The sequence below is a fragment of the Blautia sp. MCC269 genome (assembly GCF_018785655.1).
In the GTDB taxonomy this organism is placed as follows: Bacteria; Bacillota; Clostridia; order Lachnospirales; family Lachnospiraceae; genus Blautia_A.
The window spans coordinates 52,954-78,991 of sequence record NZ_WQQE01000025.1 but is presented as its reverse complement, the minus strand read 5'-3'; the positions used below and the strand labels follow the sequence as shown (position 1 = coordinate 78,991).

Annotated in this window: 18 protein-coding genes and 1 other annotated feature; of the genes, 2 read left to right on the top strand and 16 right to left on the bottom strand. The window is 45.3% G+C overall.

All coding sequences use genetic code 11. From position 1 onward, the window contains the following. Nucleotides 1-21: 21 nt before the first annotated feature. The 7 genes from GPK88_RS09060 to GPK88_RS09030 all read right to left on the bottom strand — a co-directional run bounded on the left by GPK88_RS09060 (nt 22) and on the right by GPK88_RS09030 (nt 7,028). Nucleotides 22-885, bottom strand: a complete 864-nt coding sequence (locus tag GPK88_RS09060) for a substrate-binding domain-containing protein (protein WP_022427026.1) — start codon at nt 883-885, stop codon at nt 22-24. A 144-nt stretch (nt 886-1,029) separates the two neighbouring features. Then, nucleotides 1,030-1,464, bottom strand: a complete 435-nt coding sequence (locus GPK88_RS09055; protein ID WP_118609101.1) for an RrF2 family transcriptional regulator — start codon at nt 1,462-1,464, stop codon at nt 1,030-1,032. 227 nt (nt 1,465-1,691) lie between these two features. Next, nucleotides 1,692-2,624, bottom strand: a complete 933-nt coding sequence (gene cysK, locus GPK88_RS09050; protein WP_119248087.1) for a cysteine synthase A — start codon at nt 2,622-2,624, stop codon at nt 1,692-1,694. 171 nt (nt 2,625-2,795) lie between these two features. Next, nucleotides 2,796-4,859: a sensor histidine kinase gene (locus GPK88_RS09045; RefSeq protein ID WP_173762203.1), complete on the bottom strand. Its 2,064-nt coding sequence runs from the start codon at nt 4,857-4,859 to the stop codon at nt 2,796-2,798. A 156-nt stretch (nt 4,860-5,015) separates the two neighbouring features. Beyond that, on the bottom strand, nt 5,016-6,026 hold the full coding sequence (locus GPK88_RS09040) for a DUF4097 family beta strand repeat-containing protein (RefSeq protein ID WP_148446282.1): 1,011 nt from the start codon (nt 6,024-6,026) through the stop codon (nt 5,016-5,018). Beyond that, nucleotides 6,019-6,711, bottom strand: a complete 693-nt coding sequence (locus tag GPK88_RS09035; RefSeq protein WP_173762963.1) for a DUF1700 domain-containing protein — start codon at nt 6,709-6,711, stop codon at nt 6,019-6,021. Before GPK88_RS09035 ends, GPK88_RS09040 begins: the two co-directional genes overlap by 8 nt. Continuing rightward, nucleotides 6,708-7,028, bottom strand: a complete 321-nt coding sequence (locus tag GPK88_RS09030; RefSeq protein WP_118061753.1) for a PadR family transcriptional regulator — start codon at nt 7,026-7,028, stop codon at nt 6,708-6,710. The genes GPK88_RS09035 and GPK88_RS09030 overlap by 4 nt, the downstream gene beginning before the upstream one ends. A 177-nt stretch (nt 7,029-7,205) precedes the next feature. Between GPK88_RS09030 and GPK88_RS09025 the strand changes: the two genes are divergently transcribed. Both GPK88_RS09025 and GPK88_RS09020 read left to right on the top strand, forming a co-directional pair. After that, a complete protein-coding gene (locus tag GPK88_RS09025) occupies nt 7,206-8,231 on the top strand; it encodes an N-acetylmuramoyl-L-alanine amidase family protein (protein ID WP_244092614.1) in 1,026 nt (341 codons plus the stop codon). Nucleotides 8,232-8,246: 15 nt separating this feature from the next. Further along, a complete protein-coding gene (locus GPK88_RS09020; RefSeq protein WP_173762962.1) occupies nt 8,247-9,368 on the top strand; it encodes a serine hydrolase in 1,122 nt (373 codons plus the stop codon). 48 nt (nt 9,369-9,416) lie between these two features. Here the strand turns inward: GPK88_RS09020 and GPK88_RS09015 are convergent, their stop codons facing one another. The 9 genes from GPK88_RS09015 to upp all read right to left on the bottom strand — a co-directional run bounded on the left by GPK88_RS09015 (nt 9,417) and on the right by upp (nt 25,910). Then, nucleotides 9,417-10,643, bottom strand: coding sequence for a hypothetical protein (locus GPK88_RS09015; RefSeq protein ID WP_148446288.1), 1,227 nt, complete (start codon nt 10,641-10,643; stop codon nt 9,417-9,419). A gap of 81 nt (nt 10,644-10,724) precedes the next feature. Beyond that, entirely contained in the window at nt 10,725-11,540 is an 816-nt protein-coding gene (locus GPK88_RS09010; RefSeq protein WP_148446290.1) for a PP2C family protein-serine/threonine phosphatase, read from the bottom strand. 31 nt (nt 11,541-11,571) lie between these two features. Next, complete coding sequence (locus GPK88_RS09005; protein ID WP_177291033.1) at nt 11,572-13,437, bottom strand: serine/threonine protein kinase; 1,866 nt, start codon at nt 13,435-13,437, stop codon at nt 11,572-11,574. A gap of 98 nt (nt 13,438-13,535) precedes the next feature. Next, nucleotides 13,536-17,234 carry a DNA-directed RNA polymerase subunit beta' gene (gene rpoC / locus GPK88_RS09000; protein ID WP_215707718.1) on the bottom strand — a complete coding sequence of 1,233 codons (3,699 nt, stop codon included), beginning with the start codon at nt 17,232-17,234 and terminating at the stop codon, nt 13,536-13,538. A gap of 17 nt (nt 17,235-17,251) precedes the next feature. Next, a complete protein-coding gene (gene rpoB / locus GPK88_RS08995) occupies nt 17,252-21,109 on the bottom strand; it encodes a DNA-directed RNA polymerase subunit beta (protein ID WP_215707717.1) in 3,858 nt (1,285 codons plus the stop codon). Nucleotides 21,110-21,315: 206 nt separating this feature from the next. Continuing rightward, nucleotides 21,316-23,907, bottom strand: coding sequence for a right-handed parallel beta-helix repeat-containing protein (locus tag GPK88_RS08990; protein ID WP_215707716.1), 2,592 nt, complete (start codon nt 23,905-23,907; stop codon nt 21,316-21,318). 175 nt (nt 23,908-24,082) lie between these two features. After that, the gene (rplL, locus tag GPK88_RS08985) at nt 24,083-24,457 is read right to left on the bottom strand and encodes a 50S ribosomal protein L7/L12 (RefSeq protein WP_015526302.1); all 375 of its coding nucleotides are present in this window, start codon (nt 24,455-24,457) and stop codon (nt 24,083-24,085) included. 76 nt (nt 24,458-24,533) lie between these two features. Then, a complete protein-coding gene (gene rplJ / locus GPK88_RS08980; RefSeq protein ID WP_215707715.1) occupies nt 24,534-25,043 on the bottom strand; it encodes a 50S ribosomal protein L10 in 510 nt (169 codons plus the stop codon). 51 nt (nt 25,044-25,094) lie between these two features. Further along, nucleotides 25,095-25,231: a sequence feature (ribosomal protein L10 leader region), on the bottom strand. Between the two features lie 49 nt (nt 25,232-25,280). Further along, nucleotides 25,281-25,910, bottom strand: coding sequence for a uracil phosphoribosyltransferase (upp, locus tag GPK88_RS08975; protein ID WP_044961929.1), 630 nt, complete (start codon nt 25,908-25,910; stop codon nt 25,281-25,283). Between the last annotated feature and the right edge of the window lie 128 nt (nt 25,911-26,038).

Genomic DNA, 26,038 nt, shown 5'->3' with positions numbered 1-26,038 from the left:
AATCGTTTTTTATCCGGGAATTTATTTGGTCACGTCTTCCCAGTCTGTGATGTCACCTGTGAAGATGGATTTTACCTGGTCACTTGAAAGCTCCTCAAGATCATTGGCGTTGTTTACGATGACTGCGATACCATCTTTTGCGATCTCTGTAGCTTTAACACCTTTCTCTGTTTCCTCATCCTTCAGGTCACGGGATGCCATTCCGATATCACATACACCCTCTGTTGCGCTGTTGATTCCTGTTGTGGAGTCGCTGACCTGAACCTCTACTGTGATGTCTTTGTTTGTTTTCTGATATGCCTCTGCAAGCTTCTCCATTACAGGTCCTACAGAAGAAGATCCCATAACTACGACTTTGCCTTTTGCATCTCCGGCTTTGTATGCCTCTGCTTTTTCATCTACTTTGATGTAGCCTTCTTTTTCGATGATGTCCTGTCCGTCAGAGCTCATGATGTAGTTGATGAAATCCTGTGCTGCATCGCTGAGCTTGTCGCCTGTTACGATGTTGAACGGACGTGCTACCTTGTATGTATCATCTGCAACGTTCTCTGCTGTTGCCTCTGCTCCGTCGATCTTTACTGCTTTTACTGTATCGTTGAGGGAACCAAGGGATACGTATCCGATAGAGTTCTCATCGCCTGCTACTGTGGTAAGCATTACATCTGTGTTGTTTGTGATGCTTGCTTCCTGTGTTGTCATATCTACTTTCTCGCCGTCTTTTTCTTCTTCGATCCCAAACAGCTCTACGAATGCTCCACGTGTTCCGGATCCGTCCTCACGGGAAATTACGTCGATTGCTCCGGATGGTGCTGCCATTACAACGGTTCCCATTACTGTAGTTCCGATAAGTGCTGCTGTTAAGATACCTGCGATTCTTTTTTTCATGATTTTTTTCTCCTCATTTCTATGATCATTTTTACTTGCTTACTGCTTAAATACAGGTGTTATTATAGGAACGGAAGGTAAAATATAAAATCGCGGTTTTGTAAAATTTGAGTAAAAAAAAGGCTGCCGAAGCAGCTCTTTTCACTAGATAACGTACTCATCCGCCTTCACGGCCTGCCAGTTCATCAGGTCTTCCAGCGTTATATTGTCTACCACACCTTTGATAGCATCGTCCAGTTTTTTCCAGAGGATCTGTGTAACACAGTTTTCCTCCCGTTCGCAGATGGCCCCGTTGTCGTCCAGACATTCCACAGGGGAAAGGCTTCCTTCTGTGAGGCGGAGAATCATGCCGATGGTGTATTTATCCGGTGTCTGCTGCAGTGCATAGCCGCCCTGAGGGCCGCGGACGCTGCGGACAAAACCAGCTTTGTTCAGGATGGAAATGATCTGCTCCAGATATTTGTCGGAGATCTCCTGGCGTTTGGCTACGTCCTTCAGACGGATAGGCTTGCCTGTATAGTTTGTGGCAAGATCCAGCATCAGTCTCACCGCATATCTTCCTCTTGTAGAAATCCTCATGTAATATTTACCTCCAATACTTCAATTCTTATCTTTGTAAACTTTATTCTGTATATTCTTAATAGGTTTTATTCGTTTTCTTTATTATACCCGAAAAAACTACGGGATACAATGGAATTAAGAACAAAACCGGCGCTCCGGCAGCCTGCTTGGACAGGCATTCAGGAGCGCCGTAAATAATTCCGCAGAAGTACGCTTCGGGGCAAAAGAAGCGGTCTTCGGATCAATTATTTTGTAAACAGTGGTGTGGAGTAGTAACGGTCTCCGCTGTCCGGAAGAAGTGCTACGATCACTTTACCCTTGTTCTCCGGGCGTTTTGCAAGCTGGATTGCTGCATAGAGAGCTGCACCGGAAGAAATTCCTGTAAGGATTCCCTCTTTCTTGGTGAGGAGTTTGGATGTCTCAAATGCATCCTCATTTTCTACTGCGATGATCTCATCATAAACCTTGGTGTCAAGTGTATCCGGAACAAAACCAGCGCCGATACCCTGGATCTTATGCGGGCCTGCTTTTCCCTCGGAAAGTACAGGAGAAGTTGCAGGCTCAACAGCTACAACCTTCACATTCGGGTTCTGGCTCTTCAGATACTCACCTGTACCTGTGATCGTTCCGCCTGTACCAACACCTGCTACGAAGATGTCTACCTTTCCGTCTGTGTCATTCCAGATCTCAGGACCTGTTGTTGCTGCATGTGCCTTCGGGTTAGCCGGGTTCTCGAACTGTCCCGGGATAAAGCTTCCCGGAATCTCCTTAGCGAGCTCCTCTGCCTTGGCAATGGCACCCTTCATTCCCTTGGCTCCGTCTGTGAGAACCACCTCTGCACCATATGCCTTCAGGATGTTTCTTCTCTCAACACTCATGGTTTCCGGCATGGTGAGGATTGTCTTATATCCCTTGGCAGCTGCGATAGCTGCAAGTCCGATTCCTGTGTTACCGGATGTTGGCTCGATGATGGTTGCGCCTGGTTTCAGAACGCCTTTCTGCTCTGCATCCTCGATCATTGCCTTACCGATTCTGTCCTTAACGCTTCCTGCCGGGTTAAAATACTCAAGCTTGGCAAGAACGGTAGCCTCAAGTCCCTCAGACTTCTCTACGTTCTTAACCTCTACAAGCGGTGTGTTTCCGATCAGTTCCAGTGCGCTTCCGTAAATTTTACCCATGGTGATATCCTCCTTAATTCCCTATCTCTATTTCCCTATTTCCTAGTAACTATATATGTTTTCTGTGATTTGATTGAATTATATCATAGTACAGGGATTTGTCAATACATTTCAGATAAAAAAACGCAGGAATTTTTCTCCAGAAAAATCCTGCGTTTCGTACTGTTTCATTTATTCTGTTTTTGTAATTTTCCCAAGCAGACGCATCATCTCATCCACGTCCAGCGGCTTCGCCAGAAAGCCATCCATCCCTGCTTCCTGTGCCTTTCGTCTGTCTTCATCATAGGCATTGGCAGTCATGGCAATGATCGGGATCTCAGCTCTCGAATCGTCCAAATCCCGGATCCTCTGTGTTGCCGTGTAACCATCCATATTTGGCATCTGGACATCCATCAGGATCACATCATAATAGTTCTCCGGCATTTTTTTCAGTTCTTCAATACACTGAAGGCCATCTTCCACCCGTTTCACTTCTATCCCAGCTTCGACCAGAACAGTCTCCGCAATTTCCGCGTTCAGTTCATTATCTTCCGCAAGAAGAATCCGTTTTCCTTCAAGCTTCTCTGTAATATCCGGAATATTCTGTTTCTCTTTTTCCCGAACCTGGTTTTCTAAACTGACAGGAAAAGAAAATTTCATAATAAAGCGGGTACCTTTTCCCTCTTCACTTTCTACTTCGATGGTTCCACCCATCCGGTCAACCAGAGATTTTACGATTGGAAGTCCAAGTCCTGTGCCTGCAACTCTGGTTTCCGTAGAAGTATGTTCCCTGGAAAATTCCTCAAAGATATGTGGAAGATAATCCTGGCTCATTCCAATCCCGTTATCTTCTACAACAACTTTATAGTTTGCGTTTTTCTCATCCTCAGAATCCAGCTCATCAATGGATACTGTGATCTTTCCATGAGGATTGGTATACTTGATGGAATTGCTGACAACATTCAGAATAATTTCCTCCATCTTTGTTTTATCACACAGGATCTGATCGTGGACCACATTCAGGCTGCACTGATATTCCAGAGATTTTTTTGTAAGGGATGATTCAAAAACGGTGTTCATGGCTTCCACCATTTCACGGATATTTACACTTTCCGGATTCAGAGTGATCTTTCCACTTTCGATACGGGCCATTTCCAGAACCTGATTGATGATCGTCAGCAGAATATCGCTGGAAACCCTGATCTTTTTTATATAATCAAGAGATTTCTTTTCGTCATGAATGCTTTTTTCAAGGAGTCCGGAAAATCCTACGATGGCATTCATTGGTGTCCGGATGTCATGACTCATGTTAAAGAGAAATCTCGTCTTTGCCTCATTTGCTTTTCTGGCTTTTTCCGCGGACTTCCGGATTTCTTCTGTATACAGTTTTTCTCTCTGTTTTCTGTGAAGCATCAGATAACAGATCGCAGTGGCCAGAACCGCTATGCTTATAGCAACCAGAAAAACCAGTGCCTGCTGTTTCACGGTAACCCATCCGGTATGTGGAATAATCTCAAAATACCAGGTGTCATTTGGAACCTTACAGCTGATCTGTACAGCTCCTTTGTGAATCGCATCTCCACCCTGGGCGATGATGGTTTTCTTTCCGGAATTTCCGTCTTTTTTCCACATCTGATAACAGTAGGAAGCATCGGTAAGCTTATCCAGTTCCAGTTCTTCCAGAAATCGGTTCCAGTCAAGTACCAGGATTGAGAATCCCCAGAAGGATTTTTCCCCGGATTTATCTGTAATATAAATCGGTTCAAACAACAGTGAGCCAAGGCCTCCCTGATTCAGCTCATAAGGACCGGCTATGGTATACTGGCCGCTTTTCATTGCCAGATTCGCTTCATATTTACGGGCCGGATTATTTAGCATATCAATTCCAAAAGCTGCCTCATTTCCTTTCAGAGGATAAATATCCTTAACTACTCCGTCCGGTGCCTGTTCAATAACTTTTATAATTTGAGAATCATCGGAGATCATCTGCGACAGAGCCTGAAATTCTTTGCTGTCCATCTGATGTCCGGATCCAATTATATTCTGAAAGAATTCTGAAACATCAAGATATCGGTTAAGCTGTGATTTTATCCGGTTCACGGTTGTTTCCGCTGTAAAAGCAGCTCGCATTTTCTCTTCATTTACAGTATTCCTGTTGAGCAGCTGTCCACAGACGGATACTATAAAGAAGGAAATGATCCCCACGACCAGACAGTAGATCCTGATCTGTTTTGAAGTATTATCTTTTTTTATCATTTGATTTTTTTAACCTTCTCCTGCTCAGTGTAACGTTGTATCAAATGTATATTTTACCATCCTGCTATTTTATTTACAACAAAAAGAATCTCCCAAACAGCAGTGTTTTTGTCTGCTGCTGTTCAGAAGATTTCTTTTTACTGGATTATTCTTTTATTATCTGGCGGATTCGGTTAATGTAATATCTCCGTCGCTGCTGTTTACATTTAAAGTCGGTGCGGAAGCGCCCACTTTGTTCTCATAAACCGAGAGGTCTTCCTCATTGCTGGATTTTCCCCGGGAAAGATCTCTGGTATCCACATCCCCGTCTGTGGTTTTCAGATAAATGTTGGTTTTATCCACGCTGCTCTTTTTCATTTGGATGGAAACATCTCCGTTGGAGCTGGTGATTTCCATATCTCCGTTAAAACTGCTGTTGCCCATCTGAAGCTCACCATCATCAAGAGAAATCTGGCCGTCTGTAAGATCTGCTCTTTTTATGCTCACATCTCCGCTTTCGGATTTCAGCTGCATGTTATCCGTACACTGAAGCTCTTTTACATCCAGATCTCCGTCGCCAAGCTTTGCCTCAAATTTTTCAAACACGCCTTTGTCCAGCATCAGATCTCCATCGGAAAGTTGCGCTGTCATTTTTTCACATAAAAGCTGATCGGCAGTAAAATCTCCGTCCGAAAGCTGAATCTCAGCTTCCAGAAGCTGCGCTTTCTCCGGCACATAGAGAATCACTGTATTTACCGCATCTTCTTTCTGGGTCTGCTCTATATGTGTCCGAAAGACTCCCAGATCATATGTTATAAAATAACCTCCCGTTCCTCCTTCGGACTCCTTAAGTGTAAGTTCTCCGTCTTTATCCTCCCAGGTCAGGGGATCTTTCTTTCCGTTTTTCTCAAGTTTATATTCCATATAATAATGGTCATCATCCGAAGTCCGGATATCCAGGTCAAGATCCTCAAAATCTACATTCAGTTTTGTAAAATCATCGATCTGTTCTTTTTTCATAACTGCAAGGTTTTTATGAGCAGAAGAATTTCCTCCGGATACATACACATGATCTGAAGCATATGTGAAATCTTTTCCCCCGGCAAAATATCCTGCTGTAGAAAGAACGACTCCCGCCACACAGAGCGCTGTGCCTGTCATCAATGCTGTTTTTGCGATCTTATTCATTTCTTTGCACCTTCTTTCTTACAAATCGGTTTACCAGACGTCCGATTCCTGTTGCACACCATTTACAGATATATATGGTAAGCACACCGACCAGGATTCCGGCTCCTGCCATAAGAAATCCGCCGCCAACTATCATGCAGGCTGCTGCCACAGATTTCAGGATCAGTGTGGCTCCAAAACCGGCTACCATGATTCCTCCGGCTATGGTTGCGATGCTGGCCACACCCAGGGAAAAAATCACGGCTGCGATCACAACTACTACGGCAAACAATACTGCCAGCACACTGAACATAAGTGCCAGACTTACCGGTGACGCACAGAGGACAAGAATTGCAAGGAGGATGATCTTACCCGGAGAACGTTTCTTCTTTGTAGAATCACTGGTTGAAGCAGCTGTATTTTGTCCTGCTGCACTCCGTCGGTTGCCGGAACCTTCTGCCGGCAGTTCCGTCTCTTTTTCTCCGGTACTGTCTTTCCCGTCTCCCACACTCTCCTGCAGAAGATTCAGAAGCAGTTCCCTGGCTGCTTCCTTCGGCTCGCCAAGTTCCTCCATTACCTGCTGCTCATTCTCCGGACCTGCCTCATCGAAATATTCCGAAAAATATTCAATGGCATTCTCATAATCTTCTTTCGGAAGCCGCTTCAGATATTTCCTGAGCTGCTCCATATACTCTTTCCTCGTCATTTTCGAAGTCTCCCTTCCACAATATCATCTATGGTATCGCGGTATTCTCTCCACTCTTTCCTCAGATATTCCAGATGACTGCGTCCTTCCTCTGTGATGGAATAATACTTGCGCTTCCTTCCCTGGAACTCCTCGGAATAAGTTGTCAGATATCCGCCTGTCTCCAGCTTCCTCAAAATAGGATACAGAGTTGATTCCTTAATCGATGCTACCATCTTCACAGTCTGACTAATCTCATATCCGTAGGAATCCTGCTGTTCCACAACAGAGAGGATCAGGCATTCCGTCAGCACAGCTGACACCGGATAGTAATACATACGCTCACCCCTTTATGTAATTATTTTATATATAAAATTTTTATATATAATTATTTTACATATATAGTATCATACTTTTCTTTTTTGTCAAGGAGAATTTCGCAATTGCTTTTTCCGAAGTCCTTCTTTATAATGTTTTACAAATACAAACTATTTTCCCAGAAAGGACATGATCTTATGGAAAAAAAGCCCCATCTGATGGCGATCGTCCTGTTTCTGACGGGTCTTATCTGTATTGGACTGCTTTTTGGCTTAAGTTACAAAACCTATCAGAAAATTGATGCCGCAGACCAGAAAATGACTTCCGTCATCGAACCGGTCAAAACGAAGCAGAAAGCCATGAAAGAAGATATTGACCTTTATACAGCCAAGATCGAAAAGAAACAGGCAGCCGACAAATATCTGCAGCAACGCTCCCAGACTGAACAGGCAGTAAAGAACAACACCGGCGAACACGAACGCGCACCGGAATCCGAAAACGGCCAGAAAAGTTCCAAACCTTCTGTTTTCAGTGAAGCCGGTGGTGAGGGATTCTCTGACGGAGGCAGCGATACCACTGCTTCTGCTGCAAATGGCCACATCGTAGGAATTGATCCTGGACATCAGGGTGAAAACGTTGATATGAGTGCCACCGAACCAAATGGTCCCGGTTCCTCCACCATGAAGGCAAAAGCTTCTACCGGAACCAGAGGTTCCTACAGCGGCCTTCCGGAATATCAGCTGAACCTGGATGTATCCCTTCTTCTAAAAAATATTCTGGAACAGCGTGGATACCAGGTAGTAATGACAAGAACTGATAATGACACTGCCATCAGCAATAAGGAACGTGCAGAGCTGGTTGCTTCCCAGGGTGCGGAAATCTGCGTACGTATTCATGCAAACGGTGATGATTCTTCTTCTGTTTCCGGAGCTCTTACCATGTGCCCGTCCCAGCAGAATCCTTATGTTTCCAGTCTCTATGACAGTTCCAACCGACTTTCCCAGTGTATTGTTGATTCCTACTGTGCAGCTACCGGTTTTCAGAACCGTGGAATTATCTACACAGATACCATGACAGGTATCAACTGGAGTACCATACCGGTGACCATTGTGGAAATGGGATTTATGACCAATCAGAACGATGATCTGAAAATGGCAGATTCTTCCTTCCAGCAGACAATGGCAGAAGGAATCGCCAATGGAATTGATGCTTATTTTCAGTAAAAAGGAGTAACTTTTATGAAAAAAAATGTTTTCTTATATATTGTGATTGCAGTCCTTGCCGTTGCTCTGGCAGGACTTGGCGCACTGAATGTCCGCTCCCTGGACAAACTTGCATCCCTTCAGTCCAAGGTCAACGAACTGCAGAAAAGCGTACAGGAAGTTTCGGATTCTGCTGCAGAATTAAGCACCAAGGCAGACCAACTGGATGCCCTCTATCCAGATGATCCTACCGTTGCCAGCGCCGCTGCTACCGCAGGCGTACAGTCTGATTCTCAGAATTCCGGAGAAGTTGCAGGCCCATCCGCGTCTTCTGACAGTCAGGACAGCTCTTCTCAGGAAGAAGGTACTCTTTCTCCTTCCAGTGGAAGCAGTACTTTTACAGATAATTCTGATTCCAGCATGGACAATCTTCTAAATCAGGTACAGTCCCTTCTTCCTTCCGGCAACGGTACCTGGTCTGTATACGTATGTAACCTTGCAAAAAATACCGAAGGTTCCATCAATGACCAGCAGATGCAGGCTGCCAGCCTGATCAAGCTCTATATCATGGGCGCTGTATACGAAGATTATGACAGTCTTTCCGCCACCTACGGAAAAGATAAACTGGATGATAATCTGAATTCCATGATTACAGTCAGCGACAATGATGCTGCCAATACCCTTGTCAATTATCTTGGCGGTGGTGATGATGCTGCCGGAATGGCCCGCGTCAACAAGTTCTGCCAGGATCACGGATATACCAGTACTTCCATGGGACGTCTCCTTCTTGCAGACAACTCCAATGGAGATAATTACACCTCCGTAAAAGACTGTGGAAAATTCCTGAAAACCATTTATCAGATTGATAAAGGTACTTCCACCGATGACACGCTTGCAGGTGCGGAATATATGTATCATCTTCTGAAAATGCAGACAAGAACAAACAAAATTCCGGCACAGATGCCGGAGGGCGTAAAAGTTGCCAACAAAACCGGTGAACTTGACACCGTAGAAAATGATGCCGGTATCATCTACGATACAGCCAAAGGTATTGATCTTGTTGTCTGCTTTATGTCCCAGGATCTTAATGATACTGCCGCAGCCCAGAATACCATTGCTCAGACCAGCCGTTCCATTTACGGTTATTACAACGAATAAAGCACAGACAAAAAAGGATGACGCGCCAGATACGCATCATCCTTTTTTTCAGCTTTTTTCTTCCCCTTCTTCGTAGGATTTCTCCCATATCTCAGAAAATACTGCCAGCGGGCAGTCTGTCAAAAGACACATCAGAAGGAAACATTCATATGGATTTACTATGTAAATTTCACTCATTCCACAGCGGGCCAGAATCTCCTGGATTTCTTCCAGAAAATGACGGTACCTGGTATACGGATCGTCATCTGCCATCTCCTGGGAAATTACAAAAAATTCCAGCGTAATCAAATCAAAACGTTCCACCGGAAACTTGTGATTCAGGATATTATTGATTCTCTGACGGCTGAAACGCTTCTGGCTGAAATGTTTTGCCAGAATGGAAGCGGACATTTTTTTCAGGTTTCCCATCTTGTTAATGGGAATTCCGCTGCATATCACTTTCTCCAGATCAGATGCACTGATGTTTTCAGGTTTCCAGATTTTTTTACCGCCGTTTTCTTCTTCATCCTCCTGATACATGGCTGCAATAATCTTTTTTGCACGCTCCACAAGGATCATAAATTCCTGAAAAGCCTGGCTCTTTTCAGATTTCGGATCATCGCATCTGCCTTTGAGAAATGCCAGATATTCCAGAAGTTTTTCCTCACTGTCCAGACAGAGACCTGTGCCATATACAACTTCACCTGTCTTTTTTTCCACAGGCGTCAGCTTTTTGTAGGTTTCTCTGTATTCTTCAGCTTTATAGTAACCAAGATGGTTCCGGTAACAGTACCAGTAAATCACTTCTTCCGGATTATGAAAATCAAAATCCTGCTCCCGGAGCACCCTGGTCAGAAAGTCGGATACATCCTCCGTACTCATTCGAAGCCCGAATCCCAGCAGAAAAACGGTTTCACGCTTTACAGACGCCTGTGTCAGCCAGTTGTTCACCAGAGAACTCAGTTTGGCCGAAGTTGGAGACATGGATTTTGGTGTATAAGTTTCCTTGAAAGATTCCACCACAATATCCCTGTAAACCTCCTGGGGTACCTGGGAAAAAGGCTCTTCCAACTCTGCACGCTCGTAAACATATCGTTTCAGATAATCGCCGAAAGAAACCAGTTCCATTTCTTTATAAAGATAATGAAAAATAACGTCCGCATCCTCATCCTCAAAAGAATCCAGACTGACAACCTGGCGGAACTTCTGCGCCGCCTTTCTTGTAAATTCAAAGTCCTTCACAGAATCGAAGGCAACTGTCTGTTCAAAATCAAGATCCTGCATTCGATTTCTCATCGTAAATTCTCCTTATCCCTTAAATTCCTCTCCGGCAGAGTTGTCCAAACAGCAGTATGAACACCCTTTGCTGCAGATTTTCTACCGCCCGGTACTATACCGTTCTGCCCATCGTTTGAGAGGATTCCTTTCTTCGTAGCCACTGATCTGTGCAAGAACCATGGTTACATTATCTCTGCCGCCTTTGGCCAGCGCCATTTCCAGCAGTTCCTCTACTTTCTCCTCTGCTGTACTGTTTTTCCCAAGGATTTCCCGGATTTCCTCATCAGAAAGCATATCCGTAACTCCATCCGAACAGATCAGATAACTGCTTCCGGTCTGATATCCGATTTCCACAATAGACGGCTCCAGAGCCATATTTTCTTCCTGAAAGCCCAGATATTGTGTCAGAGGGGCTTTTCCCAGCATTTTCCCGCCAATGACATGGTCTGTGGATATCTGGCGGAGTTTTCCCTGAAAATGCCGGTAAATACGGCTATCTCCAAGATTACAGGCATAAATAGCTTTTTCACTGAAAGACAGCAATGCCATGGTGGTTCCCATGCTGTTGATACAGTTTTCTCTGCTGTAACGACATACTGCTTCATTCATATTTTCGCAGGCTCCTGTCAGAAAAGCCACCGGTTCCTTTTTCAGGCTCCTGCGGTTTTCTTCATAAAAACTGCCCAGTGCTTCCACCGCAGCAGAAGCCGCCATTTCTCCACAGCTTTCTCCTCCCATACCATCAAAAACAGCCAGAACGGGAAGCTGCCAATGCTGTGTATGACCTGCCAGGATTCCGTCAACTCCCTGGTTGTGCACCGGCAGGCGCACACCGCAGCACCAGAAATTATCCTCATTATTTGCCCTCACCTTTCCGGTGTGGCATGTGTATGCATAATCAATCTGATAGGCCATTCTTTTTCCTTTCGTAAAAACCCTTTCGACATTACTGCTGAAGCTCCATTACCGAATTACTCCAGTATTTGTCTCCCAGTTCTACATATTCATCGTTATCGCTCTCTTTATCATGGACCTTTCCATCCTTATCAATCCATCGGATCAAAAGGCCGTCCTGATAATAGAAATACTGTTTCTCGTCTCCGTCCCATACATAAGTATAAAACATCTGCTCTCCCCAGTAAAAATATTCCTCATAAACACCATCAGCGGAACTGTCCGGATATACAAGCACTTTAGCAATTTCTCCTGACCCATTATAAAAACGCAGGCGATCCCCCTCTGTGCCTTCGCGTTTATAACTGTCCAGAGCATCCTCTATGGTTGTCGCATGTTCTCGTATGGTTTCCATTGCCTGGGCAAAACTCTTATCTGAACTGTCTGCAGTTCCGAAGTTTCCTTTATTCAGAGCATCCGAATCATCGGTATCTACGTACGTATCTTTTCCACCATCTGCAGAATCCAGAACATTACGTGCTACAAGGATTCCACCAATCAGCACAATAAGTATGACAGCTGTAATGATGATCCTGGAAAAGCTTTTCCGCTTCTTTCCTTCAGAAACACTTCCGTCATACTCTGTTACAGGTTCTTCCCACTCCCGCAGATCCTGGTCACGGCTGTCTTCCAGATCGGTTATAGAAGTGACTTTTGGCTTTACCGCTCTGGATACCGGTTTTCCAGGTGCAGATTTCTGTGGACTCTGTACCACACTCTGCACTTTTGCCGTATTCTGCACTGTATTTTTTGCCGTTTCTCCTGGGGAACGTTTTTCAGTCTGTACAGACACCTGCCCGAAATTTTTCCGCGCCTGACGGATCGCATCTGTATTCAGCTGACTTGTTCTGGCCAGCTGTTTGGCGGCACCTTCCTGAAGAAATTTCGGCATGGACTCCGGAACCGGTCTTTCCCCGGTGGTTTTCGGTTTTGGAGGAGTTGTACCCTCATACCGGATTCGCTCCAGCGCCTGTCTCAGTTCCTGCGGCGTCTGATACCGTTCTTTTTCCTCATAGGCACAGGCTTTTAAAATAGCCGCGCCAAAAGCTTCTCCCGCATCTGCCGGCGCAGGCGGTGTTTCACCTGACATTCTCCTTGTCAGTGCATTTTCTTTATCCCTGTATGTGATCAGCTGTTTTTCCAGATTCAGAAACGGAAGTCTGTTATGATTCATCAGTTTATACATCACCAGGCCAAGCGCATAGATATCCACTCTGCTGTCGTACTTTTCTCCCCTGTACATCTCCGGTGCCATATAGGAATAGGTTCCCTTTTTGGAAAGGGTACTCATGGTTTTTTCCAGCTCTCTGGCGATTCCAAAGTCTCCCAGCTTGAAATCCCCGAATCTGGATACAAAAATATTCTCGGGCTTGATATCCCTGTGAATAATGTGAAGCTGCCCGCAGTATTCCAGTGATTTACAAAGGTCTATGCCAAGCTTCATCACTTCTTTTTCTGTGAGATTTTTTCCCGCATAATATTCCATGAAGCTTGTGAGATATTCCATGCGGATAAAAATATCCCATCCGATCTCATCCAGATATTCCATCACCTTGTAATCTTCTACCGACACAATGTGGGAATTTCCTCTGAAATACTCCATGGTGCTTACTTCCTGAATACACTCTTCCACCAGATTTTCGAAATATCCGCGGACGGATTTTTCATCACCGGATTCTGAGCGCACACTGTCCAGCTCCCCTTTACTGGCGGGGATTGTGATTATCTTAATTGCCGAGTAAAAAGAACGTCCCTTCTCAGTTCTCTGAGCTTTATACACTCTTCCAAAAGAGCCTTCCCCGATCTTGCTTACGATCTTCCATTCCGGCCACGGGGAAATTGGCAGTTCCTTGTCCATCGCAATCCCTCCTCTCTCAGAAAATCCCTGCTTATAAACAGAAATCTCCCTCCGGATTTCCGGGGGGAGATTTATTTATATTAGCAAGGTATATCGACTTATTCTTCTACCGGTGCAGTTTCCTCTGCTGTCTCTTCAACAGCAATGGTCTCTTCCTCCGGAGCAGTCTCAGTCTTCTCTTCCTCTACGGAAATTTCCTCTGTATCCTCAGGCTCCTCGGAAGCTGTTTTTACCTCCGGCATTCCTGTGTCAAGACTGATCTCACTGTAACGCTTCATACCTGTACCTGCAGGAATCAGCTTACCGATGATAACGTTCTCTTTCAGACCGATCAGCGGATCGATCTTACCTTTGATAGCAGCCTCTGTCAGGACTTTTGTTGTTTCCTGGAAGGATGCTGCTGACAGGAAGGAGTTTGTAGCAAGGGATGCTTTGGTAATACCAAGCATAACCTGTTTTCCCTCTGCCGGCTGTTTGCCCTCTGCCTCAAGTTTCTCATTAACTTCCTCAACATCAAGGACATCAACAAGTGTTCCTGGCAGGAACTCTGTATCTCCGTTATCCTCGATACGGATCTTCTTCAGCATCTGATGAACGATAACCTCGATATGCTTATCGTTGATCTCAACACCCTGCAGACGATATACACGCTGAACCTCACGGATCATGTAATCCTGAACTGCACGCACACCCTTGATTCTCAGGATATCATGCGGATTTACACTACCTTCTGTCAGCTCATCGCCGGCCTCAAGAACCTGTCCGTCAAGGACTTTGATACGGGAACCGTATGGAATCAGGTAAGTCTTGGAATCACCTGTCTCCGGATCATTTACGATGATCTCACGTTTCTTCTTAGTGTCGTTGATTGTGGCAACACCTGGGATCTCTGTGATAATCGCAAGACCCTTCGGCTTTCTTGCCTCAAAAAGCTCCTCGACACGAGGAAGACCCTGTGTGATATCTCCACCGGCAACACCACCGGTATGGAACGTACGCATGGTCAGCTGTGTACCTGGCTCACCGATAGACTGTGCTGCGATGATACCAACGGACTCACCAACCTGTACCGGCTCACCGGTAGCCATGTTCGCACCATAACATTTCGCGCAGACACCAACCTTGCACTTACAGGAAAGGATGGTACGGATCTTCAGTCTGTCGATCGGTCCGCCTGTCACGTTGCTTACGCCCTCTTTCATGATACGTGCTGCACGTTTCGGCGTGATCATGTGGTTTGCTTTAACAAGGATTTCTCCGTCTTTATTCTTAACTGTCTCACAGGAGAAACGTCCTGTGATACGCTCCTGAAGGCTCTCGATCTCTTCTTTTCCGTCCATGAATCCACGAACTTCCATACCGGAGATCTCTGCTCTGTTCTCACAGCAGTCTGCCTCACGAACGATTAGATCCTGGGATACGTCAACAAGTCGTCTTGTCAGGTATCCGGAATCGGCTGTACGAAGAGCGGTATCGGAAAGACCTTTACGTGCTCCATGAGCGGACATGAAGTACTCCAGTACGTCAAGACCCTCACGGAAGTTTGACTTGATCGGGAGCTCGATTGTATGACCAGTTGTATCAGCCATCAGTCCTCGCATACCGGCAAGCTGTTTGATCTGCTTATCGGAACCACGGGCTCCGGAGTCAGCCATCATGAAGATGTTGTTGTACTTATCAAGACCGGTAAGAAGTGCTTTTGTAAGCTCATCATCCGTCTTCTTCCAGGTATCAACAACCTCTTTGTAACGCTCTTCCTCTGTGATAAGACCACGTTTGTAGTTCTTTGTAATACGGTCAACAGTATCCTGGGCCTGCTTGATCATCTCCGGCTTCTGCGGCGGCACGGTCATATCGGAAATGGATACGGTCATGGCTGCACGTGTGGAGTATTTGTAACCCATAGCCTTAACGGAGTCAAGTACCTCAGCTGTTCTTGTTGCACCGTGAGTATTGATAACTTTTTCAAGGATCTGCTTCAGCTGTTTCTTGCCTACAAGGAAGTCAACCTCAAGAAGCAGTTCGTTTCCAGGTACGCTTCTGTCTACAAATCCAAGGTCCTGTGGAAGGATCTCGTTGAACAGGAAACGTCCAAGTGTGGAATGAACATTGCCGCTTAACACAGTGCCATCCGGCATTGTCTTATGGCAGCGTACAATGATCTTGGTCTGAAGTGTGATGACTTTGTTCTCATATGCAAGAATTGCCTCGTTGACACTCTTGAAGAACTTGCCCTCACCCTTGTTTCCAGGTCTCTCCTGAGTCAGGTAGTAGATACCAAGGACCATATCCTGTGAAGGAACGGCTACAGGACCACCATCTGACGGTTTCAGAAGGTTGTTCGGTGATAACAGAAGGAAACGGCACTCTGCCTGTGCTTCCTGGGAAAGCGGAAGATGTACGGCCATCTGGTCACCATCGAAATCAGCGTTGAACGCAGTACAAACAAGTGGATGAAGCTTGATCGCCTTACCTTCTACAAGGATCGGCTCGAACGCCTGGATACCCAGACGATGCAGTGTAGGTGCACGGTTCAGCATAACCGGATGCTCCTTAATGACGTCCTCGAGGACATCCCATACTGCCGGCTCAAGTTTCTCTACCATTTTCTTGGCATTTTTGATGTTGTGGGAAGTTCCGTTGGCAACAAGCTCTTTCATAACGAAAGGTTTAAACAGCTCGATAGCCATCTCTTTCGGAAGACCACACTGATAAATCTTCAGCTCCGGTCCTACGACGATTACAGAACGTCCGGAATAGTCAACTCGTTTACCAAGAAGGTTCTGACGGAAACGTCCGGATTTACCTTTCAGCATATCGGAAAGGGATTTCAGAGCTCTGTTTCCAGGGCCTGTTACAGGACGTCCACGGCGTCCGTTATCGATCAGGGCATCTACAGCCTCCTGCAGCATACGTTTCTCGTTGCGGACAATGATATCCGGAGCACCAAGCTCCAGAAGTCTTTTCAGACGGTTGTTTCTGTTGATGATTCTTCTGTAAAGATCATTCAGGTCAGATGTTGCAAAACGTCCTCCGTCCAGCTGTACCATAGGACGAAGATCTGGCGGAATAACCGGGATAACGGTCATGATCATCCACTCAGGACGGTTGCCGGACTCACGGAAGGACTCCACAACCTCAAGACGTTTGATAATTCTTGCACGTTTCTGGCCAGTTGCATCCTGAAGCTCTGCTTTCAGCTCGACGGAATCTTTCTCAAGATCGATCGCTTTCAGAAGCTCCATGATGGACTCGGCACCCATACCTACACGGAATCCCTCTCCGTAAGACTCACGTGCTTCCTGGTACTCACGCTCGGTGAGTACCTGTTTGTACATAAGTCCGGAATCAGCAGGATCCAGAACGATATAGTTTGCAAAGTAAAGCACTTTCTCCAGTGTTCTCGGAGAAATGTCAAGGATCAGACCCATACGGGACGGAATTCCTTTGAAGTACCAGATATGAGACACCGGAGCTGCAAGCTCGATGTGTCCCATACGCTCTCTACGAACGGCAGATTTGGTTACTTCAACACCACATCTGTCGCAGACAACGCCTTTATAGCGAATTTTTTTGTACTTTCCACAGTGGCACTCCCAGTCCTTGCTCGGTCCAAAAATTCTTTCGCAGAAAAGACCGTCCTTTTCAGGTTTCAAGGTTCTGTAGTTGATTGTTTCAGGTTTTAAAACCTCACCGTGTGACCACTCTCTGATCTTCTCAGGGGACGCCAGTCCAATCTTGATGGCATCGAAAGTCATTGGCTGATATGTTTCATTGGCGTTCGTTGTTTCTGCCATGTATTCTTTCCCCTTTCTTATTCCTCATCATCAAAGGACTCTTCAAACTCGATCATGTCCTCGTCTTCTTCAATGTCTTCATCTTCTTCTACATTGACAAGTTCTTCTCCACTGAACTCCTGCTTGGTATAGCCGTGTTTACCGAAGGACTCCTCATCTCTGCGTCCTCTGGAATCTCCCTCGATGACGTGACGAAGATCCGTATCTCCGTAATCAGAAGTCTCCATAATGTGAACTTCCTCTCCGTCCTCGCTGAGTACACGTACATCCAGACCAAGAGACTGAAGCTCTTTAAGAAGTACCTTAAAGGACTCAGGAATACCTGGCTCAGGAATGTTATCACCTTTGATGATTGCTTCATAGGTCTTAACACGTCCGATCACATCATCAGACTTCACTGTCAGGATCTCCTGCAGTGTGTAGGAAGCACCATATGCCTCCAGTGCCCAAACCTCCATCTCTCCGAAACGCTGTCCACCGAACTGAGCTTTACCACCCAGAGGCTGCTGTGTTACCAGGGAGTATGGACCTGTGGAACGTGCATGGATCTTATCATCTACCAGATGATGCAGTTTCAGGTAATGCATGTGACCGATGGTTACAGGGCTGTCGAAGTACTCACCTGTACGTCCGTCACGAAGTCTTACCTTACCATCTCTGGAAATAGGAACGCCCTTCCAGAGTGCTCTGTGAGCTTTGTTCTCGTCAAGGTACTGCATAACATCCGGTGCAAGGATATCTTTATATTTCTCACGGAATTCCTCAAAGTCTTCCGTATTAACGTAATCGTTGGCAAGCTCCAGAGTATCCTGGATATCAACCTCGTTGGCGCCATCGAATACTGGTGTTGCAATGTTGAAGCCAAGTGCTTTGGCAGCAAGGCTTAAGTGGATCTCCAGGACCTGTCCGATATTCATTCGGGAAGGTACACCCAGAGGGTTCAGCACGATATCGAGCGGACGTCCGTTCGGAAGGAATGGCATATCCTCAACTGGAAGTACACGGGAAACGACACCCTTGTTACCATGACGACCAGCCATCTTATCACCAACGGAGATCTTTCTCTTCTGTGCAATATAAATACGTACTGCCTGATTTACTCCAGGGCTCAGTTCATCGCCGTTCTCTCTTGTAAATACCTTGGCATCTACGATAATACCATACTCACCGTGCGGTACTTTCAGGGAAGTATCACGTACCTCTCTTGCCTTCTCACCAAAGATGGCACGAAGGAGACGCTCCTCAGCAGTAAGCTCTGTCTCTCCCTTAGGAGTAACCTTACCAACAAGGATATCACCGGCACGTACCTCAGCACCGATACGGATAATACCACGCTCATCCAGATCTTTCAGAGCATCATCGCCGACACCCGGAACGTCACGTGTGATCTCTTCCGGTCCCAGCTTGGTATCACGGGATTCTGCCTCATATTCCTCAATATGGACAGATGTATAAACATCATTCTGTACCAGTCTCTCGCTAAGCAGAACGGCATCCTCGTAGTTATAACCTTCCCAGGTCATAAATCCGATCAGCGGGTTCTTACCAAGTGCAAGCTCACCATTGGATGTAGACGGGCCATCAGCGATAACCTGTCCTGCCTCAACGTGCTCACCCTGGAACACGATCGGTCTCTGGTTGTAGCAGTTGCTCTGGTTGCTTCGCATGAATTTGGTCAGATGGTAATCATCTTTTGTTCCGTCATCGTTCTTGATGGTGATGTCTGTAGATGTGGAACGAAGTACAGTACCTGCTTTTTTCGCAACAACACATACACCGGAGTCAACGGCTGTTTTGGTCTCCATACCTGTACCAACAACCGGAGCCTCTGTTGTAAGAAGCGGAACGGCCTGACGCTGCATGTTTGATCCCATCAGCGCACGGTTCGCATCATCGTTCTGCAGGAACGGAATCAGGGCTGTAGCAACGGAGAATACCATTCGCGGAGATACGTCCATGTAATCAAACATGTGCTGCTCGTACTCCTGAGTCTCCTCACGGTAACGACCGGAGACATTCTTATGAAGGAAGTGTCCCTCTTCGTCCAGAGGCTCATTCGCCTGTGCTACATGATAATTATCTTCCTCATCCGCTGTCATGTATACAACCTCATCGGTTACACGCGGGTTGGAAGGATCGCTCTTGTCGATCTTTCTGTACGGAGCCTCTACGAAACCGTACTGATTGATTCTTGCATAAGATGCAAGGGAGTTGATAAGACCGATGTTCGGTCCCTCAGGAGTCTCAATCGGGCACATTCTTCCGTAATGGGAGTAATGTACGTCTCGAACCTCGAATCCGGCTCTGTCTCGTGACAGACCGCCAGGTCCCAGTGCGGAAAGTCTTCTCTTGTGAGTCAGCTCTCCAAGCGGGTTGTTCTGGTCCATGAACTGTGACAGCTGGGAAGATCCGAAGAACTCTTTCACTGCTGCAGTTACCGGTTTGATATTGATCAGGGACTGCGGAGAAATGCTCTCTGCATCCTGTGTTGTCATTCTCTCACGTACCACACGCTCAAGTCTGGAAAGACCGATGCGGTACTGGTTCTGAAGCAGCTCACCGACAGCACGGATACGACGGTTGCCCAGGTGGTCGATATCATCATCGTTTCCAAGGCCATACTCCAGATGCATATTGTAGTTGATGGACGCAAGGATATCTTCCTTGGTGATGTGCTTCGGAATCAGGTCGTGGATATCACGTTTGATTGCCTCACATCTGTCCTCAAATGTGTCATTTTCTTCCAGAATTTTTTCGAGTACCGGGTAGTATACTAACTCTGTAACACCCAGGGACTTCGGATCCTCAAGCTCCGGAAGATAATGACGGATATCAACCATAAGGCTGGAAAGGACTTTAATCTCTCTCTCCTCACCCTGAATCCATACATACGGAACTGCGGAATTCTGAAGAGTATCAGCAAGCTCTCTTGTAACAAGAGTCTCAGCCTCTGCAAGAATCTCACCTGTTGTTGTGTCTACAACATCCTGGGAAAGCTTGTGGCCTACGATACGCTTGTTGAAATGAAGTTTCTTATTAAATTTGTAACGTCCAACTTTGGCAAGGTCATATCTTCTCGGATCGAAGAACATTGCCATGATCAGGCTCTCTGCGCTCTCTACTGCAAGCGGCTCGCCCGGACGGATTTTCTTATACAGCTCAAGGAGACCTTCCTGGTAGTTTGTGGAGGTATCCTTTGTAAAGCTGGCAAGGATCTTCGGCTCTTCACCAAACAGATCAATGATCTCAGCATTGGTTCCAATGCCCAGTGCACGGATCAGAACAGTAATCGGAACCTTTCTTGTTCTGTCTACACGTACATAAAATACATCATTTGAATCTGTCTCGTACTCCAGCCATGCACCTCTGTTCGGAATTACGGTACTGGAAAACAGTCTCTTACCAAGTTTATCATGAGCGATTGCGTAGTAGATTCCAGGGGAACGTACTAACTGGCTGACAATAACACGCTCAGCACCATTAATAACAAAGGTACCTGTTGCAGTCATCAGCGGTAAATCTCCCATGAAAATCTCGTGTTCGTTGATCTCTTCTGTTTCCTTATTGATCAGCCTTACTCGAACCTTCAAAGGTGCGGCATAAGTCACGTCACGTTCTTTACACTGCTCGATGGAATATTTTGCATCTTTTTCATCATATGTGAAATCGATGAATTCCAGACTGAGCTTTCCGCCGTAATCTGCGATCGGAGAAATATCATCGAATACTTCTTTTAAACCTTCGTCAAGAAACCACTGGTAGGAATCTTTCTGAACTTCGATCAGGTTTGGCATTTCCAGGACTTCTTTTTGTCTCTGGTAGCTCATACGCATGCTTTTTCCAGTTTTTACAGAACGAATTCTGTTTTTTTCCATTGACGTTTCACCCCTGTTTTTTTATTATTTATTACAACATGATCCCGCCTGACCTTTAGGCAGGCATATCTAGCCATAATATAGCATCCTCCACTTTAACATAAGAAAAAAAGCGTGTCAAGCACTTTTTTCGAATTTTTTTACATTTTTTCAAAAAAAGCTTCTGTTCCTTTTATACATACGATGTGTGGAACAAAAGCTTTTATTTATTTCACAGTATAATTCACAGTTACTGTGTTTGCATATTTATCTTTTGATACAATTTTCAGCACAGTGTTCTTTTTCTGTTTTTTTATTTTTACTGTAAACTGTTTCTTCTTATTTACAGCTGCATAGCCCAGACGTATGCTTTTTCCGGATCTCTGTGCATAAACAATAACATTCTGGCCGCCGACCGCGCTTCCTGTTACGGATGTGCTCTGTGCTGTGATTTTTTTGCAGGAAGGACGTTCAATATTGGTCCAGCCTTTACAGCCCTTCATATATACTGCCTGCGTTTTTCCGTTTCCGCTGAAAGCATTGGACTTCATGGCCGATATCACAGAACCATATCCGTAAATACCATTTCCTTTATTTTTTGCAACCGTATTTCCGGAAACTTCTGTTGCTTTTGATTTCCACAGCAGAATTCCGCTCTTTCCGTTGGAAACAAGGCGGTTACTTTTTACACGGATGCCACCTTGTGCATATTCAATTTTGACACCATGTTCTTTATTTGAAGAACAGGAATTATTAAGAACACTGATATTTTTTCCGGATTTCACACGAATTCCGGAGCCAGTCGTGGATTTTGATGTGTTTTTTTCTGCTGTGGAGGTTGCATTTACAGACTGCAGATAAATTCCATCTCCTCCCGGTGATGCAACCGTATTTCCGCTTATCAGATTTTTCTGTTTTGATCCTGCCGCATAGGAAGAATCTTTCATATAAATTCCTGTATTTGCAGTTCCGGAAACCTGATTCCTTTTGATAATGCTTCCTCTGGAATCTTCCGCATAAATACCAAGATTGGAATATGCGGAAGTTTTTTTCATTTTTACCTGATTATCCGTCACGGTATCCGTATCTGCAAGAGTAATACTGATACCGTTTCCATATCCGGAAATCTGATTATCTTTTACAGTTACTCCCTTTACCGGATATATTCCTTCCGGAATCACTTCTCCCGAATTCTTCATATTATAACCTATAACTTTAACGCCACTGCAGATCCACGCAATGCCTCCGATGCTGGAAGTCTTTGCAAGGCTGACATAGTTTCCTGCTACCCGGATATTTCTGTTCTTCTTCGCATCCGGTTCTCCACTGCATCCCTGTGTCAAATGTGTATTTTTCTTATTCACAGCTGAGACTTCCACCCCAAGCCCTACATTTACCATGGTATTGTTTTCTGCTGTGGAATCTTCATAATTCAGAAATTCTATGCATCGTTTTTTTACATTATGGAAGGTGTTGTTGGTAACGGTAATCCGTTTATATGTTTTTCCTGCCATCATGCTATGGGTTCCCACCCCTGCAAAAACGTCCTCAAACACATTTCCATCAATAACAAAATCCTCGCAGGTGCTTCCATCGTATGGCATATACTGTGGAAAAACATTATCTTCATCTGTACAACAGTCAATCTGAATGCATTCCTGTCCGCCTTTTACATAATTCTTATAATACCCGTGAAATGTACATCCGGTAATCTTGGCATTTTTTACTCCGCCGAACTCCAGAAAATGAGATTTCAGATTATTCAGGAATGTTGCGTTTTTGATGGTGACATTGGTGGCATGTCCGATACAGAATCCCACAAATCCACCTGGTTCATCTTTTTCTGCCACGCACTGATAATTAAAATCCCAGGTTCCACCATCAATGATAACATTTCGGTAGCCTTCATATCCCCCTTCTGATTCTTTTGTATTTCCAAGTCGAAGAATCAGATGTTTGGTCGGTGAGGTTTTTGTAATTGTTGCACCTTTTGCGTACAGGTACATATTGCTGTACATACACAGCGTTCCTGTGAGTTTATAATTTCCCGGTGGAATTATAATTTTACAGGGAGTTTCGTCTGACACCTGTTCTTTCAGCTGCAGAAACAAGGTATTTAACGGAGCCGTGATATCCTGTCCGTCTTCAATTTCCAGTGTCACTGTCTGATAAGTTCCAAGTTCCCCTTCGGAGGCACTTCCATCTGAGAATCTGTCCGCTTCCTCAGAAGTAAATGTTTCCTCCTCTGCATTATCCGAAAGTTCACCTGTGGTGTTCTCCCCTTCTGTTACATTTTCTGCCCCATCTTCCAGCTGAATTTCATCCTGGGTATCCTCCATGGCGTTCTGCTCCGGAACCAGTTCTGTACCTTCATCATTCTCAGACAGTGTACCGGTGCCTTCCTCTTCTGTCTCCAGAGATTCCTCTTCTGTTTCCGGTTTGTCACCATCCGTCGGAGCATCGGAAATTTCCTCTGTATTTCCATCAGGATTTCCGTCAGAAAAATCATCCGGCAATGCCGCGTCTGCTGTTTTAGCATTTTCTGGTTCCTGTGTTTCTTCTGTCCAGGAAGCCGCAGACGCCGGAACCACTTTTCCGTCCTCATCCAACACCAACGGATCCGGTTCCTCTGCCGGCATATTTTCCTCTTCCTCAAGTTCTTCCTGTTTTTCCATTGCAATTTCCTGTGCGCGAATTGCGTCCATCGGTTCTTCTGACAGATTTTTTCCGGAAACTGTCTGTTGTGCTGCTGCCGGAACCGGAACCGCTGTTATACTCAGAATTCCTGCCAGAAAACAGGCAGCAATTTTTCTGTTCATATTTCTCCTCCTTGCATTCCTTCTTATTTTATTATCACCTATTTAACCGCGAAAAGCAAGGTATATCACAGATTCTTCGTTTTGAATAACATCTGCCCTTGACACAAAAAAAGCTGCCGTGCTGCCGGTAAACCGGCAGGCACAACAGCCTTTTAAAACTTCTGATCTGATTGGATTATTTAAGTGTAACCTTAGCTCCCTCAGCCTCAAGTTTAGTTTTGATGTCCTCAGCTTCAGCTTTGGAAGCGCCCTCTTTAACAACCTTCGGAGCACCATCAACGATAGCTTTAGCTTCTTTAAGTCCAAGACCTGTAACCTCACGAACAACTTTGATAACTTTAACTTTGTTAGCGCCAACCTCTGTAAGCTCTACGTCAAACTCATCTTTCTCCTCAGCTGCCTCGCCTGCTGCACCTGCTGCTGCTACAACAACACCTGCTGCTGCGGAAACGCCGAACTCTTCCTCACAAGCTTTTACAAGGTCATTTAACTCTAATACAGATAATTCTTTGATTGCTGCAATAAATTCTTCTGTTGTTAATTTTGCCATTTTAATTTCCCTCCATTTAAAAATTTTAATTAAATATCATGCGGTCTGTTATGCCGCCAATTGCACGTTGCTGTAATTACTCAGCAGCTGCTGCGTCAGCTCCGCCATTCTGCTCTGCGATCTGATTAAGCACACGAGCGAAGTTGGTGATCGGAGACTGGATGCTTCCAAGCAGTTTTCCAAGAAGTTCCTCTCTTGAAGGAATTGTGGACAGTGCCTGAATTCCGGCCTGATCATTGTAGTTACCCTCAACTACACCTGCGATCAGCTCCAGTGCCGGGAACTGTTTTGCATATTTAGCAAGGATTCTTGCCGGAGCAGTTGCGTCTGTCTCGGAGATAGCGATCGCATTTGTGCCATGTAAATGATCACTGAGGCTCTCAAATGCTGTACCCTCGAATGCACGACGCATCATGGTATTTTTGTATACCTTGTACTGAACACCAGCTTCTCTTAACTCTTTACGAAGAATTGTATCCTGCTCAACTGTAAGACCGCTGTAGTTTACAAGTACAACAGACTGTGCGTCTTTAATGCTGTTAGAGATCTCTTCTACGATTGGTTGTTTCAGTTCTACTTTTGCCATGAAATGGTACACCTCCTTATAGATTTTGTATACCGCCGTCGCAATAAGTCAATCTGTTTAAAAAAAGACCTTACTGCTTCGCAATAAGGCCTTGTGTAATCTTAACTCAGAATACTTGGACCTCGGTAGGCGTTTTGATCCTTATGCCTTACGGCACCTACTGTCTTCGGCAGCGTTCTTAGGTACAATACCATAACAGTGCCGAGTGTGTCAAGTATTTTTAAGATTTTTTCAAAATTATTTAGTACCAAAAATACGGTCACCGGCATCACCAAGTCCCGGGCAGATATAAGCGTTCTCATTGAGCTCTCTATCAAGGGAACCGCAGTAGATCTGTACATCCGGATGTGCCTCATGGAGACGTTTCAGTCCCTCAGGAGCTGCGATGATGCACATAAACTTGATATTCTTTCCGCCCTGTTTCTTAACAAAATCAATGGCAGCTTCGGCAGAACCGCCGGTTGCAAGCATCGGATCAACGATCACTGAAATACGCTCGTCAATAGATTCAGGAAGCTTACAGTAATACTCATGGGGCTCATGTGTTACCGGATCACGGTAAAGTCCCACATGTCCGACCTTTGCAGACGGTACCAGTGTGAGAATGCTGTTTACCATTCCAAGTCCTGCACGGAGGACCGGGATCACTGCCAGCTTCTTACCTGAGATCATCGGTGTCTTACAGGTTTCTATCGGTGTCTCGATTTCCACTTCCTCTGTAGGAAGATCACGAAGCGCCTCATATCCCATCAGGATTCCGATTTCCTCCACCAGTTTACGGAACTCGTTTGTTCCTGTATTTTTATCACGGAGCATTGAAATTTTGTGTTTGATCAGCGGGTGATCCATAATATAAACATTTTTCATTTTTTCCATCGTGATTTCCTCTCTTTGTCTGTGTTTTTTGTAAAGCGAAACTTCTCATTCCACTCTGCTTCATACACCGGAATGCAAGCCTTTCGCTTTTCTGTATTCATCTTTCTACATTATAATAT

Bases quoted from the DNA above. Each gene is read 5' to 3' on its own strand.
- GPK88_RS09060 (WP_022427026.1), bottom strand. From the start codon at position 885: ATGAAAAAAAGAATCGCAGGTATCTTAACAGCAGCACTTATCGGAACT.
- GPK88_RS09025 (WP_244092614.1), top strand. From the start codon at position 7,206: ATGGAAAAAAAGCCCCATCTGATGGCGATCGTCCTGTTTCTGACGGGT.
- rplL (WP_015526302.1), bottom strand. From the start codon at position 24,457: ATGGCAAAATTAACAACAGAAGAATTTATTGCAGCAATCAAAGAATTA.
- GPK88_RS09035 (WP_173762963.1), bottom strand. From the start codon at position 6,711: ATGACGAGGAAAGAGTATATGGAGCAGCTCAGGAAATATCTGAAGCGG.
- GPK88_RS09040 (WP_148446282.1), bottom strand. From the start codon at position 6,026: ATGAATAAGATCGCAAAAACAGCATTGATGACAGGCACAGCGCTCTGT.
- GPK88_RS09030 (WP_118061753.1), bottom strand. From the start codon at position 7,028: ATGTATTACTATCCGGTGTCAGCTGTGCTGACGGAATGCCTGATCCTC.
- GPK88_RS09045 (WP_173762203.1), bottom strand. From the start codon at position 4,859: ATGATAAAAAAAGATAATACTTCAAAACAGATCAGGATCTACTGTCTG.
- GPK88_RS09010 (WP_148446290.1), bottom strand. From the start codon at position 11,540: ATGGCCTATCAGATTGATTATGCATACACATGCCACACCGGAAAGGTG.
- GPK88_RS09020 (WP_173762962.1), top strand. From the start codon at position 8,247: ATGAAAAAAAATGTTTTCTTATATATTGTGATTGCAGTCCTTGCCGTT.
- GPK88_RS09055 (WP_118609101.1), bottom strand. From the start codon at position 1,464: ATGAGGATTTCTACAAGAGGAAGATATGCGGTGAGACTGATGCTGGAT.
- rplJ (WP_215707715.1), bottom strand. From the start codon at position 25,043: ATGGCAAAAGTAGAACTGAAACAACCAATCGTAGAAGAGATCTCTAAC.
- GPK88_RS09005 (WP_177291033.1), bottom strand. From the start codon at position 13,437: ATGGACAAGGAACTGCCAATTTCCCCGTGGCCGGAATGGAAGATCGTA.
- rpoC (WP_215707718.1), bottom strand. From the start codon at position 17,234: ATGGCAGAAACAACGAACGCCAATGAAACATATCAGCCAATGACTTTC.
- rpoB (WP_215707717.1), bottom strand. From the start codon at position 21,109: ATGGAAAAAAACAGAATTCGTTCTGTAAAAACTGGAAAAAGCATGCGT.
- upp (WP_044961929.1), bottom strand. From the start codon at position 25,910: ATGAAAAATGTTTATATTATGGATCACCCGCTGATCAAACACAAAATT.
- GPK88_RS09015 (WP_148446288.1), bottom strand. From the start codon at position 10,643: ATGAGAAATCGAATGCAGGATCTTGATTTTGAACAGACAGTTGCCTTC.
- cysK (WP_119248087.1), bottom strand. From the start codon at position 2,624: ATGGGTAAAATTTACGGAAGCGCACTGGAACTGATCGGAAACACACCG.
- GPK88_RS08990 (WP_215707716.1), bottom strand. From the start codon at position 23,907: ATGAACAGAAAAATTGCTGCCTGTTTTCTGGCAGGAATTCTGAGTATA.